Origin of the sequence: Marinomonas sp., assembly GCF_039940335.1 — a bacterium.
Lineage (GTDB): Bacteria > Pseudomonadota > Gammaproteobacteria > Pseudomonadales > Marinomonadaceae > Marinomonas.
This window is the reverse complement of the sequence record NZ_JBDVGW010000013.1, coordinates 1-14,209: the sequence shown is the minus strand read 5'-3', so window position 1 is coordinate 14,209 and position 14,209 is coordinate 1. Positions and strand designations below refer to the sequence as shown.

The 14,209-nt window shown below is 44.6% G+C and carries 10 protein-coding genes; 5 read left to right on the top strand and 5 right to left on the bottom strand.

Annotated elements, in window-relative coordinates:
* The first annotated feature begins 122 nt into the window (after positions 1–122).
* The 3 genes from ABJF92_RS09725 to ABJF92_RS09715 are packed head-to-tail and all read left to right on the top strand — an operon-like array spanning position 123 to position 3,314.
* Positions 123–803 (top strand): response regulator transcription factor, encoded by a 681-nt coding sequence (locus tag ABJF92_RS09725; RefSeq protein ID WP_446815604.1) that lies wholly within the window; start codon positions 123–125, stop codon positions 801–803.
* Positions 769–2,265, top strand: coding sequence for a sensor histidine kinase (locus tag ABJF92_RS09720; protein ID WP_446815603.1), 1,497 nt, complete (start codon positions 769–771; stop codon positions 2,263–2,265). Before ABJF92_RS09725 ends, ABJF92_RS09720 begins: the two co-directional genes overlap by 35 nt.
* The gene (locus ABJF92_RS09715; protein ID WP_446815602.1) at positions 2,262–3,314 is read left to right on the top strand and encodes an ABC transporter substrate-binding protein; all 1,053 of its coding nucleotides are present in this window, start codon (positions 2,262–2,264) and stop codon (positions 3,312–3,314) included. The genes ABJF92_RS09720 and ABJF92_RS09715 overlap by 4 nt, the downstream gene beginning before the upstream one ends.
* Here ABJF92_RS09715 and ABJF92_RS09710 read toward each other — a convergent pair.
* Complete coding sequence (locus tag ABJF92_RS09710) at positions 3,311–4,048, bottom strand: AraC family transcriptional regulator (RefSeq protein ID WP_446815601.1); 738 nt, start codon at positions 4,046–4,048, stop codon at positions 3,311–3,313. The genes ABJF92_RS09715 and ABJF92_RS09710 overlap by 4 nt on opposite strands.
* A 121-nt stretch (positions 4,049–4,169) precedes the next feature.
* On the opposite strand from ABJF92_RS09710, the gene ABJF92_RS09705 reads away from it, so the two are divergent.
* Positions 4,170–5,249: a threonine aldolase family protein gene (locus tag ABJF92_RS09705; protein ID WP_446815600.1), complete on the top strand. Its 1,080-nt coding sequence runs from the start codon at positions 4,170–4,172 to the stop codon at positions 5,247–5,249.
* On the opposite strand, the gene arsJ is transcribed toward ABJF92_RS09705, so the two are convergent.
* From arsJ to ABJF92_RS09685, 4 genes are all read right to left on the bottom strand, one after another.
* Positions 5,230–6,453 (bottom strand): organoarsenical effux MFS transporter ArsJ, encoded by a 1,224-nt coding sequence (gene arsJ, locus ABJF92_RS09700; protein WP_446815599.1) that lies wholly within the window; start codon positions 6,451–6,453, stop codon positions 5,230–5,232. The two genes, ABJF92_RS09705 and arsJ, sit on opposite strands and share 20 nt — an antisense overlap.
* A 26-nt stretch (positions 6,454–6,479) precedes the next feature.
* Entirely contained in the window at positions 6,480–7,499 is a 1,020-nt protein-coding gene (locus tag ABJF92_RS09695) for an ArsJ-associated glyceraldehyde-3-phosphate dehydrogenase (RefSeq protein WP_446815598.1), read from the bottom strand.
* A 201-nt stretch (positions 7,500–7,700) separates the two neighbouring features.
* Positions 7,701–8,552: a universal stress protein gene (locus ABJF92_RS09690; protein WP_446815597.1), complete on the bottom strand. Its 852-nt coding sequence runs from the start codon at positions 8,550–8,552 to the stop codon at positions 7,701–7,703.
* Between the two features lie 18 nt (positions 8,553–8,570).
* Positions 8,571–10,061 carry a SulP family inorganic anion transporter gene (locus ABJF92_RS09685; protein WP_446815596.1) on the bottom strand — a complete coding sequence of 497 codons (1,491 nt, stop codon included), beginning with the start codon at positions 10,059–10,061 and terminating at the stop codon, positions 8,571–8,573.
* Positions 10,062–10,424: 363 nt separating this feature from the next.
* Here ABJF92_RS09685 and ABJF92_RS09680 point away from each other — a divergent pair.
* A partial coding sequence (locus tag ABJF92_RS09680; protein ID WP_446815595.1) for a VCBS domain-containing protein occupies positions 10,425–14,209 on the top strand: 3,785 nt, incomplete at its 3' end.

Below are 14,209 nucleotides of genomic sequence, written 5' to 3'. Positions count from 1 at the left end.
GTGTGATACATGCCGGCATTCACTAAGCAAATCCGAAGTGCTAGAGTTCGAGTACCCTAATAGGGGGCTCGAACTTTTTTCGTTTCTAATGTGATGACAAAAATAATACGGTGACATAAAAGATGCGCATATTGGTGGTGGAAGATACACAAGTGTTAGGGCAAGCGATTTGCGATCGACTGACCAGTTTAGGTCATGGGGTAGACTTGATCGCGGATGGGAAAAGTGCGGACGAACTGCTCAAGTACCAAGACTTCGACTTGATTTTACTGGATTTAAATCTACCAGGATTGTCTGGCTTGCAGTTGTTGCAAAAATTGCGACAAAGGGAAGACAGTACCCCTGTGCTAATTCTTACCGCGCGCGATCAAATAGAAGATAGGATTCGTCTTCTCGATGAAGGTGCGGACGACTACTTAACTAAGCCTTTTGATTTTGGCGAGTTAGAGGCAAGGTGTCGTGCACTACTGCGACGTAAGCAAGGTTATGCCAGTAACGTGACGGAGCATGGTAACATTATTGTGAATCGAGATAGCCGCCAAGTATTTGTCAATAGTGAGCTAACAGGGGTCACCAATCGCGAGTTTCGCTTGCTGGAAATTTTTTTAGGCCATCTTGGTCGTGTGTTGAGCAAGGATGAAATCACGGATCATTTATTTAACTTCGATGAGACTCCAGGGCAAAATGCCATTGAGCTCTATGTTGGGCGCTTACGCAAGAAACTCGCTCAAGGGGATCTGCAAATCAGTACATTAAGAGGAATTGGTTATGTGGCGCAAATTGCCCCATCCAACCCCGACTAAGTTAGGGGCGAATCTTGATGGCCGTTCTTTGGATATGTATTTGGAAGAGCAGCAGGCATTAAAAAAAGCCCCGTCACTACGATTCCGCTTTATCTTGGCCGGGGTCTTAGTCATTAGTGTGATCGCGGCGTTGGCGGTAAATCTAGTGTTTGATTACAGTCAAAAGCTGGCCGATTTATCCTATGACAGATTGTTACGAAGTGCGATTTTGCAAATGGATGAAAATGTTGGCTGGATTGGTGATGAGGTTAGCATTGATATTCCTTGGTCGGCTTTTGCGACGTTGGCGCAGGCCAATGAGGACCGAGTTTTCTATAAGATAGAAAGTGTTCAACAAGGCTTTATTACGGGCTATCAAGATCTGGTCAGTCAGCCTCCTAATCCACCAGAAATCGATCAGATTCAGTTTTACGATCAAATGTATTCAGGAGAACTCGTGCGTTTTGCATGGCTGGAAAGCCAACTTACTGAGCCTGAATCAGCGCAAACAGTGCGAATTATTCTCGGGCAAACACGACTATCAAGGGAGCAGATGGCTTCTGCTGTGACCCGAAGGGCGGTGGAGGTGGTTTTGTTGATTGCTCTAGTTGCTATCTCACTGATCATTATTGGCAGTCATTTGGTTTTGCGGCCTTTACACCGTATTGAGCGGGCGTTAGAAGAGCGCTCTTTGGGGGATTTATCACCCATTACCATTAATACACCAAAAGAAACCCATCACTTAAAAGTGGTGATCAATCATTTTATGGCGCGATTGCAGAGCAACTTACAGCAGTTAGAAAACTATACGGCCGATGCAGCCCATCAATTGCGCACCCCCTTAGCCAGCTTAAAAGCCTTGGCAGAAAATGCTCGTGATCAAACCTCTCCAGACACCCAACAGCAAGCGCTAGAAAACATCGTTCAACAATGTGACGCGTTGAGTAAAACGGTGACTTTATTGCTCAATCAAGCCGTTGTCTCTCACCGTTTGCAGACAAAGCACTTGGAAGCAATGGACTTATTAGAAGTGGTGACCTTGTCCTGTCGAGAGCAGGCGCTTATGGCGCTTCACAAAGGCATTAGTTTGTCTCTGGAGACCCATGTTGTCAGCGCTTGGGTATTGGGAGACAGTTTTGCTCTTCAGCAAATGATGCAGAATCTCATTGAAAATGCGGTTCGCTACAGTGCACAAGATAATCACAAGCCAGATGAAGTGGTGGTTCGCCTTGAAGAGCATGAACGCTATTTTCGAATTTGCGTAATTGATTTTGGTGAAGGCATACCACAGGCAGAAAAAGTCCGAGTGTTTGAGCGCTTCTACCGTGGCCGGTACGATGTATCCGGCAGTGGTGTGGGGTTATCCATGGTGAAAGACATTGTAGATTATCATTCAGCCAGTATTGTCATTATGGATACAGAGCCGACCGGTACAAGTATACAAGTGGATATTCAAAAATATACTCAGGGGTCAGCACGATGATGAAATTTCTAGTAGGCATAATGCTCTTTTGCAGTCCAGCCTTATGGGCTAATCCTGTTTGGTACGGAAATGCCAATGCTACCAGAATGTTGCACATTCATTCAGCGATGGATCTGGAATCCTTTGAGCCTTTGTTGGAGGCCTTCATTGCCTTGTACCCACAAGTGAAGGTGGCGTATCAAGATATCAACACCTTAGAGCTCTACCATCAAACCATCAAAGAAAAAGAGGCACCTCAAGCCAGCTTAGTGATCAGTAGTGCCATGGATTTACAGCTTAAATTGGTTAATGACGGTTTCGCGCAAACTTATCAATCAGAAACCACTGAAGCCTTGCCTAGTATGGCGAAATGGCGTAATCAGCTGTTTGCTTTTTCCTATGAGCCGATTGTGATGTTGGTGAATAAAAAGCTGTTTCCAGGGTCTTTACCTCAAGATAGGCAAGATTTGTTGCGCACTATACGTCAAAATGAGCTGGCGATGACGGCGCGAATTGGCATGTATGATATTCGTAAAAGTGGCGTGGGTTATCTTCTGGTCAGCCAAGATGCGCGACAAGCGGATGCGACTTGGGGGCGTTTACTGGAAGCTTTTGGTAGTCATGATGTACAAACCTATTGTTGTACTCGGGACGTGATTGATGATGTGGCGTCTGGAAAATTGGTGCTGGGTTATAATCTACTCGGCTCCTACGCCTCACAAAGGGCCAGTCAAGACGGTAACTTGGAAATGATCTTGCCCAAAGATTACACCTTGATGTTAAAGCGAGTCGCCTTAATTCCTAAAAAAGCTCCGAATGCAACGGACGCGGGGTTGTTTCTAGACTTTATTTTGTCTGAATCAGGGCAAGAAATGATGCAGCGCAGAGGGCTGTTGTTCCCCATTCAAGCGGATGTGTCTTCGCTGAATTCCCCTTATATTATCCAAGCCTCAGGCCCGACGCGTACGATTGAACTGGATCAGCAACTATTGGTTGGCCGTGACTATGCCAAGCAGAAGAGGCTTATTCAAAGTTGGGAAAGTGCGTTGGAAATTCCTCAAGAAAATTAGTCGTGTTTAAGTGGGTTTAGACGCTGGGATTGATATTGTCGAGGGGTGAGTTGTAGCTGCTGCCGAAACAGGCGAATTAAAGCATTCGCATCCGTTAGGCCAACTTTTTCGGCGATCTGCTCTAAGCTCCATTGCGTTGTCGTTATATGGTATTGAGCTTTTTCAAGGCGAAGCTTAAGCAGATATTGCTTAGGTGTTAAGCCTAAAGAGCGTTTAAATAATACGCTTAACTGGCTTTGACTAAGGTGAATCTTTTGCGCCAATTCTGTCATAGTCCAAGGGTAAGCAATGTCTTTTTCTAGCAAGGCTTTTGCTCCGATGAACCGTCTATCTTGATGGGTCAGCGACTCGGCTGGTAAAGGTAGCATAAGCTCAAGCATGTTCATGGCTTGAGGGAGCATAGGATGGTCAGGCTCAAGGCCATCAAGATGCGCTAAAAACTCCAAATATCGTTGTGCAATGGGGGTTAAAGTAACAAAGGCGGATGCGCTGGCCACTTCATGGTTCCAGCTCGATAAAGCGTTAATCACCACGCAGCGATTGTTCAGCTCGGCATAATGGGTATGGTTGAATTCTTTGGAAATTAAACAGGCCTGGCCTTTTTTGATCAAAGCTTCTTGACCCTCTACTTGTAACGTCAACTCACCACTAATCGGCATCACTATCTGGGTGTGATGGTGGTGATGGTCAGGAGCAGAAGATTGGTAGGATATGACTTCAATTGGCTTGCGCATAGCGTGCTCAATAAACAACAGAGGAAATTATTATAGCATTTTTTGTTGGTTATTTGATGAGGGTATGTATTGAAACCTTATGTGTTATAAAGACCATAAATCATTAGAATAGGGAAATAAGATGAAATTAGCGTTGACCAGTGACAATATTGCCGGTGCTTGTGAAGCGGTAGTGGCTGAGATGATAAAAGCCGCTCAAGGGGAGGCTATGCCCTACGGTGGTGATCCTTTAACTGAACAAGTGACTGAGATGTTTGCCGAGCTGTTTGAGTGTGATGCGGCGGTGTTTTTAGTGTCCACGGGCACGGCGGCAAATGTGTTGAGTCTAGCGGCGCTAACGCCTCCTTGGGGGAGTGTGTTGTGTCATCCTGAAAGCCACATTATTAACGATGAGTGCTCCGCGCCAGAGTTTTACACCAATGGTGCGCGGTTAGTCGGTGTGGCTGGCGAGCAAGCAAAAATTTCTGTATCCGCTTTAGAGGAGGCATTGAACAAACGTATGGGGGACGTACACTCGGTACAACCTTCTGCTGTAAGTCTTTCTCAAGTCACCGAAATAGGCAGTGTTTATAATCTTGCTGAGCTGAAAGAAATTACCCAGCTGGCTCACAGCAAGGGGCTCAGAGTGCATATGGATGGGGCAAGATTTGCCAATGCTCTAGTGTCTTTGGGTTGTACTCCTGCACAAATGACCTGGCAGTCCGGTATTGATATCGTCTCCTTTGGTGCCACCAAAAACGGTGCTATGGCGGCAGAAGCTATTGTGGTGTTTGATAAGAGCCTTGCCCAGCAATTGGCTTTATTGCGTAAGCGTGGCGGTCATTTGCATTCAAAAATGCGCTTGTTATCGGCACAAATGTTGGGCTATTTGTCAGATGGTGTTTGGCTAAACAATGCTCGCCATGCCAATGCCATGATGGCTTTGTTACAGGAGGGGATGGCCAGTATAGCAGAGGTAGAAATCATTGCACCGGCACAGGCAAATATGCTGTTTTGCAGGCTCCCTGCTGGCATGGCTGAGGCGTTATTGGCGCAAGGTTTTAGTTTTTATACTGGGCGCTGGGAGGAAGGTGTGGTGCGTTTTGTGACGTCATTCCAAACGCAACAAGCGGATGTTGAAGACTTTATTGCTTGCGCAAGAGATCTTAGTGCTTCTATTACTAAGACCTCTTTAAACAAGGTTAAGCGTTTGCTTCTTTAGGGTTTTTATTGGGTAGTGCCATGGAAACAAGACTGGTGACAAACAGGAAACCAAAAGAAACCCAAAGACAGCTTTCGAGGCCATATTCTTGATAAATCCAACCGGACAGAAGGGTGCCGATTAAGCGGCCCATGGCGTTGGCAGTGTAATAAAAGCCAACGTCCATGGAGGCGCCATCTTGGCTGGCAAACTGCACAATTAGATAACTGTGTAGCGAAGAATTAATGGCGAATACGGCACCAAAAGCGATTAAGCCCGTTAACAGTATGCTTAATGGATGATCGGAATAGCTCAATCCAAGTGCAATGACCGCTGGAATCAGCGCCAGTAATAATGCCCAAAACGTCGCGACGTTTGCTCCGGGTACTGTCTTGCTGTTCTTACCGGTAATATAGGGTGCAAGGCTTTGTACTATACCGTAAGCAATGACCCAAATGGCTAAGAAGCTTCCCACTGTCCAATGGTCCCAGTTGAACTGGCTGCTTAAGTATACTGGCAGAGCCACGACAAACCAGACATCCCGCGCGCCGAATAAAAACATGCGGGCGGCAGATAAAATGTTGATCTCTCGGCTCTTAGAAAAAATCTCCGAAAACTTAGGTTTGCTGTTGGATTTACCTAGGTCTTCACCCAGTTGCCATAGGCTGAACAACCACACAAACACCAAGGCAACTGCCATAACAAGTATCGCTTTTTGGAAACCAACGAGACTTAGTAATAGCCCGCCTAAGAAAAAGCCTATGCCTTTTAAGGCGTTTTTTGAGCCTGTTAATAGAGCAACCCATTGATAAAGCTTGCCTGTCTCATTTTTTGGTACCAGCACCTTAATCGCACTTTTTGCACTCATCTTGTTGAGATCTTTGGCGATACCAGATAAAGCTTGGGCGCACATTACCCAAAACACAGTTAACCAAGTGGTGGGCACCAAAAGCATGGCCAGGGCAACGATCTGTAACCCAAGACCAATGTTCATTGTGCGATTTAGCCCCCATCTGGCGCCTAGCCACCCTCCCAAAAGGTTGGTAATAACACCGAAGATTTCATAAAACAAAAATAACAAGGCGATATCGAGAGCACCATAACCAAGGCCGTAAAAATAGAGCACCACGAGCATACGTAGGGCGCCATCGGTGAGGGTAAAACACCAATAGTTGCCAGTGACGATAAGGTACTGGCGCACACTTTTAGAAAGCTGAGATAACATGTTTCAATACCAGTGGTTATTTAGCATTAATGATTAGTTTGAAGATCGAGTTGACCTACTTTGCGCATAAGTTCCGCGGTGCGGTTGGCATAGCCCCACTCATTGTCATACCAGACATAAAGCTTCACTTGAGTATCATTAATGACCATGGTGCTAGGGGCATCGATAATGCTCGAACGAGGGTCTGTTTTATAGTCGATAGACACTAGAGGACGTTCTTCATAGCCTAGAATGTCTTTCAGTGTCCCAAGGCTTGCTTCACGCATTAGCTGATTTACTTCGGTTTCGCTAGTAGCGCGTTCCATTTCAAAGACACAATCTGTTAGGGAGGCATTGGTCAGTGGGATGCGCACTGCATGACCGTTTAACTTACCCTTCAGTTCAGGGAAAATATGAGTAATGGCCGTGGCTGAACCTGTGGTGGTAGGAATAAGGCTGCTGCCACAAGCACGTGCGCGGCGTAGATCTTTATGGGGTGCGTCGATAATGGTTTGAGTGTTGGTAATGTCATGAATGGTGGTCATGGAGCCATGTTTGATGCCGATGGATTCATGCAATACTTTCACCACGGGAGCTAGGCAGTTAGTGGTACAAGACGCTGCGGTCACGATTGGGTGTTTAGCTGGGTCATATTGGTCGTCATTAACCCCAATGACAACGTTAAGGACGCCTTCTTCTTTAACAGGTGCTGTGACCACTACGCGCTTCACGCCTTGATCAAGGTAGGCTTGTAATAGAGTTTTGGTTTTCATAACACCAGAAGCTTCAATAACAATGTCGCACTGTGACCAGTCTGTTTCGTTGATTTGGCGATTTTTAGTGCAGCGGATGGTTTGGTTGTTAATTACAATGTTGCCGTCTTGGCCTGTGGCATTGTGGTGCCAACGACCATGTACAGAATCAAAGTTCACAAGGTGGGCGAGTGTTGCTGCGTCCCCTGCAACATCATTGATTTGTACAAACTCCACATCGTCCCAGTCAAAGGCTGCGCGAAAAGAAAGACGCCCCATGCGGCCAAAACCGTTAATACCCACTTTAATTGTCATAAAAATACCTTTTGCTGTATCGAGGTTAGAGTTCCGAATGTGAATGTATCGGATGAGCATTGATGGCGCTATATTAGTCGAATTTTATTATATATGTAAAATCATATATCCATAATTTCAGATATTTAATGGGATTGTAATATTTGGGGTAAGGTGCCTGTTTAGTTGCGGGTAGGCTAAACAGGCGAGAAGAAGGAAATATTATCGCATTATGAGTAAGGGGGTTGGGCTTTCAATGATCATTCGCGATGTGTTGCTGCCCACAAAAAATTGTCTGACTTTGGAGTGGGCATACGCGCCCATGACCATTAGCTCGATTTTATGTTGGTCTCTGTAGTGGCTGATAACGGAAAAAATACTGCCAGACTCTAAATAAGCAGTCACCTCAAAGCCTTCCGCTTCCAGAATTTGTGTTGCTTTGGCTAGCTTTTGTTGTCGCTCAGGACTGTTTTCACCTGCCATAACCAGATGGCAAGGCAGTTTTTTTAAGAGTGGGCTTTTAGCGATTCTTTGTATTGCATTGTCAGCGGCTTCGCGGCCATCGTAAGCGATCATAAAGTTTTTAGGGGGGTGAAACTCACCAACACTGATCAGTATTGGGTTATGGAGTGTTCTAGCAACGCGTTCGATATTGGAGCCTACCGTATGAGCATCTATTGAATGGTTGCTACCCAGGCGTCCTAAGACGATTAAGCGGGTTTCATCTTTGAGGTCAGTTAGGGTTTCTATTAAATCCCCGTGACGCTGCAAAGATTGGATGTGCTCCGCGCCAGCTTGTTTGGCAAATACCTCGGCATTCTCGAGCACAAGCTTGCCATGTTCTAGGGCCAGCTTAGAACGTTTTTCTTCAAGTGTGATTAATTCATTCAGCAGGTGTTCACGACTGCCGAAGCCGATAGACCCAGATAGGTCTTCGGCGGTTCGGGTGGGAGGTTTTTCCAAAGAGTGCAAAAGAGTAATGGGGCTCCGCATGGTAAGGGCAGCCCAAACCGATGCTGTGGTTACATGCTCAGATAAACTAGAACCGTCAATACATGCGATTACATTACTCATAATGCTCTCCAATCGTAATTAGTGGCCTTCCATCAACTTAGCAACTTCTTCAGGTTTGTTGTGAACCCCAAACTTATCTACCACGGTTGCACTGGCTTCATTCATGCCAATTAAGTCGACCTCAGCGCCTTCACGTCTAAATTTGATAACAACTTTATCTAATGCTGATACGGATGTGATATCCCAAAAATGAGCAGAAGATAAATCGATAGTAACCTTCTCTACGGCTTCTTTAAAATCAAACGCAGCGTTGAATTGATCTGCAGATGCAAAGAACACCTGGCCGACAACTTTATAAATACGGTGGTTACTTGCTTCTTCGAAACTGTTTTTAACCACCATAAAACGACCAATTTTGTTGGCGAAGAAAAGTGAAGCCAGCAATACGCCAACAAATACACCGATTGCCAAATTATGTGTCGCCACCACGATGGATACCGTCGCCAACATAACAATGTTAGTTGAAAGTGGGTGTTTCTTCAGGTTAATGACAGATTCCCAAGAGAAGGTGCCGATAGAGACCATGATCATAACAGCCACTAATGCAGCCATTGGGATCTGACTAATCAGGTCGTCAAGGAAAACCACCATGATCAATAGTAATAAACCTGCAATGAAAGTCGATAAACGACCACGGCCACCGGATTTTACATTGATAACCGATTGGCCAATCATGGCACAACCAGCCATGCCGCCTAAAAGGCCTGAAGCAATGTTTGCAATACCTTGACCTTTACATTCACGGTTTTTGTCGCTGGTGGTGTCGGTGAATTCATCAACAATGGTTGCTGTCATCATGGATTCAAGCAAACCAACCATGGCTAAACCAATAGCATAAGGCAATATGATCATCAGGGTTTCTAGGTTTAGAGGGACATCAGGCCATAAGAAAATAGGTAGAGTATCTGGCAACTCGCCCATGTCGCCAACCGTGCGGATATCTAATCCATAAACCATAGAGAACATGGTCAATAAGACGATACACACTAATGGAGAGGGTACGGCTTTACCTATAGCAGGTAGTAAAGGGAATAAGTAAATGATGCCAAGGCCAACCGCCGTCATAGCGTACACATGCCAAGTAACATTGGTTAATTCTGGTAATTGGGCCATGAAAATCAATATCGCCAGAGCATTCACAAAGCCTGTCACCACAGAGCGGGAGACAAACCGCATTAAGGTTCCGAGTTTGATGTACCCAGCGATGATTTGAATGACACCCGTGAGCAACGTTGCTGCGAGCAAGTATTGCAAACCGTGTTCTTTGACGAGCGTCACCATCAATAGTGCCATGGCACCAGTGGCCGCAGAAATCATTCCTGGTCGTCCGCCTACAATAGAAATAACTACAGCAATACAGAAAGAAGCGTATAAGCCTATTTTAGGATCTACCCCTGCAATGATAGAAAAAGCAATGGCTTCTGGGATCAAGGCCAGTGCCACAACCGTACCTGCTAAAGAGTCGCCCTTTATGTTTGAGAGCCAATCTCGTTTTATTGTGTCGATCATTATTACCTTCTGAGTGCTGAAAGAATTTTGGAAAGGAGGGGAATAAATGCGTAATCGACGATTAAATTAAAAAACGGAACGTTTACACAATTTATAAGTATAAAAAATATTTATGCCTAGACTGCGCTTGGCTAAATATTAGTTGATGCGGATTATAGATTGAGAGGTGGGTGATGGCAAATAGGATGATGGCCCATACGCAGGTTTTGTTTGTTTGTAAAGAAAAATAAGTGTTTCAAGTGTTCTGTTGTGTAACGATGGGTACAAAACTGTACCAAAGTACAATGTGATTTGTGTGTTTTGGTTTGTACTATTAGTAGTAATTATGGAACTAATTTTTTTACCAACTTTAAGGTGAATGTTATGAGCGACAATCAAACTCCAATTACTGACGCAAATGTTAAGCCTATTGGCTACTTAGAAATTAATAACGGTAGTGTTGAGGTTCAGTCTGCCAGTGGTGAGGTAAGAACCGTACTTAATGGTGGGGTGATTTTCTTTGGGGATAAGTTTGTTGCGAATAATACCACAGGAGGAAAAATTGTTTTCTTTGATGGGGTGACTGAGGACGTACTGTTCGGAACCAGTGATCTCATTGATATTAATGGTGAAGTATATAACCAAGGTGATCTAGACGCGCTTGCCGCAGAGTCTGCCGCAGAGGCTGAAGCTTTACAAGATGCGATATTGCAAGACGGTGCTGACCCTACCCAAATACAAGAAGCTCCAGCGGCGGGTGAAGAGTCGGGTGAATATGACGATGAAAATGCCGTTAATGTAACTATTGCTCGTAATCAAGGTGAGGGCTCAATAGGTGGTGGTTTTGATACACTTTTCCAACCTGATTTTGGTTACGACACGGATGCGGTTTATACGGCACGAGTTAGCTTTACTTATAATGGTGCAGACAGTGAAGCTGGTAGTCGTTTTGGAACATTAGCCTCTCTGTCCTCTGATGATAGTGAGGCCGCTGAAACGGCTGCTCCTGCTCCTATCTTTACCAGCTATTTTGTCGACGGCCTCGTCAACGGATTAACTTATACCACGTCTAGTGGCTTGACTGGCTTGACTGGTGCGAATGGTGATGGATCTTTTGATTACCGCGAAGGAGACACCATTACTTTCTCAGTAGGTGGTGTCGTCGTTGGTAGTGTTACTTCAGATGAAATTGAAGGTCAGTACTTGTTCTTGCAGGATATTGCAGATACAGAATTAAGCGATGTGAATAGCAATTATGTTGAGAATATGGCGATCTTTTTGCAAGCCATACAAGAGGGTTTGAAGGATAGTGATACAGGAGCAAACGATGACGATGGCGTACTACAAACCAATGATTTAGTGAATTATGATGAAGTTAGTGGTGTTATTTCTATTTCTGAAGCAACCAGAACGGCTTTGGCAGATGTCGACTTAAATATTGAAGAAATGGATAAAGAAGATCTATCTGATCTGTTGGCGACCTTGAGTATTGAATTCACACGTGAATCTGAGATAGCAGATGGCTTAGATGTTAACGAGTTTGAAACCATTGCTATGGAACATGTCGCTGAAAATATTGAAGCTTTCGCTGCCGACGACCGCACGCCAGAAGAATTCGATGAAAGAACGCCAGACACCATTGAGTTTAACCAAGGCACAGTTGAGTACAATTATAGCGATGTGAAATCAAATGGTGAGCTTACTTTCAAAGTGTCAGATCTGGTGAATGGTGTTGTGGTGAATCAGGTGTTTTCTGAAAACCTTGCTGTTACCGATGTGTCCTTAGGGGCAGAATTTGAAGGTTTGGGTGAGCTTGTTGATAATGAAGACGGCACTTACACTATTCATATTGACGATGAAAAGCTTGAAGAGTTAACACCTTATGACTTGGAAGGCTTAAATTTTGATTTTACTGTTAACGACTGGACGGCTTCATATTCAGAAAGTTCTTCAGCGGCCGTAGATCAAGAAAAATCTCACCTATCTACCAATATTACAACCCCAGTATCAGAAGGCGATGATTACGCTCAATTTACCTTGAGTAGTACGCTCACTTTTAATGAGGCTCAATCTCTTAATGTAACCTTTACCAGTGAATTGTTAAGTGGAGAGCTTGGCAAGCAGATTGCCGAATATGCTGACGACTTTAGTATGCCCTTTGAATACTCCACTGACGGTGGGGAGACCTGGTTGTCGGCCACACTTAATTCTGTTGAGTTTATTGGTGATGTGGCTTGGCCTACCTTCGGTGTCGAACTACCCGCTAACGCCAGTTCAATAGAAGTGCGAATTCCTCTTTTTGATGATGTAGAGCTCGAAGGTACTGAATACCTCAATGCCGTCATCACAGGGGAGCACTTCTACGACGAAGAAATTAACATAGAGATTACTGATAACGACACTGTTGATACGACAGATTCTGTTGTTTCCATTGATTATGTTTATGCAATAGAAGGTCAAGAGTACGCAGAATTTACTGTATCCCTAAGTACTCCTTCTGATACGGATGTGACAGTTGATTATGATGTGCTGGGGATGGGGGCGACAGCTGGAGAAGACTATGAAAATGCCAAAGGAACCGTGACCATTCCTGCAGGGCAAACATCTGTTGTCATTCAAGTTCCAATTATGGATGACCTTGATGTCGAAAACATGGAAATGGCGTTTGTTACTTTATCAAACGTAACAGGCGAAGCTGTGCTTGGTGATATGCAAGGCTCGTTGCGTATCTTTGATAATGATGGTGAAACAGCGCTTACTGTGAGCCTGTCGCTAGATGATATCACCGAAGATAATATATTGAATGCAAGCGAAACCGCAGAGACATATGCGGTGACGGGAACCTTAAGTGGTGACGACTTCGCTTTGGCAGTGATTAGCCTAAATATTAATGGTCAAGCATTCAGCGTTAACACATCCAGTGATGGAGTGTTCTCAATTGATGTGCCAACAGAGGTGCTGATTGCAGATGGTGATCTAACAATTGAAGCCAATGCTATAGCTTATAATGAAAATGGAGATAAAGGTGTAGCTTCGATTGATCATGCTTATGAGATTAACTTGGCGCCAGAGGCTCAGGATGCCGTTGCAACTCTCGTAGAAAACGAGATATCACTAGGAACGATTGATGTTACGGATACCGATCTTGTTGATCAGGGCAACTTGACATATTTTGTTGCAGGAACTGCTCCTGCAGGGTTTAGTATCGATGAGTCTGGTAATTACGCACTTGATACTGCCTCTTATGACTACCTTTCGGCAGGTGAAGTACAAGACATTCTAGTAAACATAGTAGTAGAAGATACTATGGGTAATCAGGATGTTGCCCAGCTAACATTTACCGTAACCGGGACGAACGATTTACCAAGCGTTGAGGGATTGTCACAGTATGTACTTGAGACATCTGTATTTAATGGAAGAGTAGATGCAGAAGATGTGGATTTACCTACAGGTGAATCACTAACCTATACTCTAAGTGAAGATATTACTGGTTTAACTATCAACTCTGATGGTAGTTACAGCTTTGATGCGACAGATTACGCCTATTTGAAGACAGGTGAATTATTAAGTCTTAGCACGACTTTGACTGTTACAGATGAGCAAGGTGCTTCAGCTACCGCAAGTCTCAACTTTAATGTCATAGGTATTAGTGTTGGAGCAATTATTGCTGGTACAGATATTGGTGATGTAACAGAGGATGTTCTGTCACTTGTCACTGGCACATTAACAATCAGCGATGATGATGCAAATGAAGCAAGCTTCGTTGAGCAAAATGATGTTTCGAGCACCTTTGGTACGTTTTCAATTAATGATAATGGTGAATGGACTTATAACCTAATAGACTCTCCTTCTGTTCAAGGGTTGGGTGTTGGGACAACACTTACAGATACAATTACTGTTACTTCAGTTGGTGGTGATACGCACTCGGTTACTATTACCATTAATGGTACAAACGACGCCCCAACCATTGCTGCGAGCGAGGGTTCTACCTTAACCGAGAACCTAGCGAACGCAGGGGATACGGTGGCGACCTTCACTGCCACTGACCTAGATGGCGATACGGTTACGTTCAGCATCAGCAGCGGCAACGAAGAGGGTTACTTTGAGATCGACCCAGCCACCGGTTCGGTGACCTTGACGGCACTTGGTGCGGCGGCGGTGAACAGCGA